Origin of the sequence: Starkeya nomas (assembly GCF_902703545.1) — a bacterium.
Taxonomy (GTDB): Bacteria; Pseudomonadota; Alphaproteobacteria; order Rhizobiales; family Xanthobacteraceae; genus Ancylobacter; species Ancylobacter moscoviensis.
This window is the reverse complement of record NZ_CACSAS010000036.1, coordinates 1-888: the sequence shown is the minus strand read 5'-3', so window position 1 is coordinate 888 and position 888 is coordinate 1. Positions and strand designations below refer to the sequence as shown.

Sequence of the window (888 nt, the reverse complement as noted above, 5' to 3'; positions counted from 1 at the left end):
CCGCCGTTGACGCGCTCCGTGATCGCCCGGATGTCGTTGATGTCGGCGAGGTGGTTGCAGCCGGTTCGGCTCCAGTGATCCAGCGCGCCGCGCAGGCAGTAGCCGGCCGTCTCGATCAGGCTCGGGCTGTCGTAGAGGCCGATGCGCCGATAGGCGGTGCCGCCCGTGCTCTGCAGGGCGCCTCCGCCTCGAAAGCGCCAGCCATCGCCCGGGCGGGTATTACCGAGCTCTTTCGCCTTCTTCGGGTTGCCGAGCCCATAGACGCGCTCGAACAGCGCCTTCTCGTTTCCCGCGAGCTTCTTCGCTTCAGCCGCGGTAACGGCGGCCGAGTGCTTGCCGACGCCGAAGACCTGCGCGATGCGCTTGGCGGAATAGTTGCCGCTCTCCCGGAGCTTCGTGAAACCGCCCGTCTCGACGGCGATCTGCGCGAGGAAGTGGGCGAGCCGCAGCGACGAGGTGATGCCGGCGACATTGAGCGCGGTCTGATCGGCCAGCGCCGTCAGGATCGCCTGATGCGCACGAGGCGCGAGCTTGCGGATGACGAGGATGGCGCGGGCACCGGTATCCATGGCCGACTCCAGTTTGGGATGGAGCCGAAGGTGCCCATGTGCCGGGCCCGAAATGCCGGTGACATCTGTCACCGAGGCGGTGCCGGGAGGCGCGAAGCGGAGGCATCATCTCCGCGCCGGCGGCTCAGAGCAAGGGCAGTTGCCGCGGGTCCTTCTTCCGCATCCGGTAGGCGGTGCGCCGCGTCAGTCCCGAGGCGCGGGCGGCGGCGTCAGCGGTGGCCCCTTGCTCCAGCGCCTCGGCCATGCGCCGGCGCGCCTGGGCGAGCGTGCCGGTGGGCCCGCGGGGCATGTCGATCTCGACGCCGCGCGCCGTGTTCTC

At 70.0% G+C, this 888-nt stretch carries 2 protein-coding genes; both read right to left on the bottom strand.

Annotated elements, in window-relative coordinates:
- On the bottom strand, nt 1-569 hold a 569-nt coding region (locus STARVERO_RS22745), incomplete at its 3' end, for a glycoside hydrolase family 19 protein (RefSeq protein WP_422802187.1).
- Between the two features lie 124 nt (nt 570-693).
- On the bottom strand, nt 694-888 hold a 195-nt coding region (locus STARVERO_RS22740), incomplete at its 5' end, for a helix-turn-helix domain-containing protein (protein ID WP_422802186.1).